The sequence below is a fragment of the Porphyromonas sp. CAG:1061 genome (genome assembly GCF_000435035.1).
In the GTDB taxonomy this organism is placed as follows: Bacteria; Bacteroidota; Bacteroidia; order Bacteroidales; family Porphyromonadaceae; genus Porphyromonas_A; species Porphyromonas_A somerae.
The window spans coordinates 6,182-7,490 of the sequence record NZ_HF988872.1 but is presented as its reverse complement, the minus strand read 5'-3'; the positions used below and the strand labels follow the sequence as shown (position 1 = coordinate 7,490).

Sequence of the window (1,309 nt, the reverse complement as noted above, 5' to 3'; positions counted from 1 at the left end):
CAACAGCTTGTATATGATCATTCGTACAACATTTCTTCTAATGCGTAACGCCTGATCCTGGTGAAGCTTTCCCTTTGCCAGGGTCTACTCTTATTTGTGTGATAATGAAACCAATATTCCTAGTAGGCTTTCCAGCAGTGGGGAAGACCACCATTGGGCGCGAGCTGGCAAAGCTGCTACAGCTCTCCTTTGTGGATACCGACCTCTATATTGAGCGAAAGTACCACTCCTCTGTGAGTGCTATGATTGGCTGCTGTGGCTTGGAGAAGTTTAGGAAGCGGGAAAAGGTGATCCTCATTGAGCTCTCTCAGCTTCAGGATGTAGTGATCGCTACAGGTGGAGGAATGGCCAGCCACGACGATAATATCGCTACCATGAAGCAGCGTGGCACTGTGGTCTACCTCAAAGCATCGCCCCAGCTACTAGCCGAGTGGCTCTACCTCTATCGCGAGAGCCGGCCAGCGGTGGCACACCTAGATAAAGAGGGGGTGAAGCAGTATGTCGAGGCAACCTTGCCCCTACGCGAACCCTTTTACACTCAGGCCGATATCACCATTGAGGTGACGGCTGAGGCGACCACTACCGAGGTGGCAGAACAGATCGTGCAACACCTTTCATTGTGATATGGAACAACCCTTTGAGATCAATTTTAAGTGGATACAGTATTGGTTCGATAAATTCAATCAACAATACTTCCAAGGCTCGCTTCCTCAGCCCAGCTTTACCATTAGCCCTACCCGACGGCAGATGGGTGGCTTTTCTTACGCTGCGGAAAAGAGAGGTAGCACTACCGTCTACACAGAGCAGCGGATACAGCTCACCAACCTCTACAAGCTCACGGAGCGAGAGTACCAAAATATCCTGCTCCACGAGATGGTCCACTACTATATCCATTTCCATCAGATCAAGGATACCTCCGCCCACGGCAAGGTCTTTAGAAGCCTGATAGATCAACTCAATAATGAGTACGGTTGGGAGGTCACTATCACCGAAAAAGCAGCTATGGAGACCTATCCCACCTACGAAGCATACGCCGTTCTCCTCCTCGAGAATAAAGAGAGAGAAGAGTACTACGCCACAGTGGTTAGTAAGAATTACCTTGGCAGGATCCAGCATCAGGTAGAGAAGGCGCCCAGCCTCATCCACCACGGTTGGTACGTCACCGAGGATCCCTACTTCGCCACCTTTCCCAAAGTCCGAACCCTCCGCGGCCGCACCCTCCCTTACGATAAGTGGAAAGCCCTCAAAGAAAGGCTCGCCCCCGACCACGTCCCCCTCCAATCCTAATCCCTAGACACAAAAAAGGCTC

At 51.1% G+C, this 1,309-nt stretch carries 2 protein-coding genes; both read left to right on the top strand.

From position 1 onward, the window contains the following. Positions 1-104 precede the first annotated feature (104 nt). Entirely contained in the window at positions 105-623 is a 519-nt protein-coding gene (locus tag QVO39_RS01955) for a shikimate kinase (protein ID WP_021902789.1), read from the top strand. A gap of 1 nt (position 624) precedes the next feature. Next, positions 625-1,287 carry a SprT-like domain-containing protein gene (locus QVO39_RS01950; protein WP_021902788.1) on the top strand — a complete coding sequence of 221 codons (663 nt, stop codon included), beginning with the start codon at positions 625-627 and terminating at the stop codon, positions 1,285-1,287. Positions 1,288-1,309 lie beyond the last annotated feature (22 nt).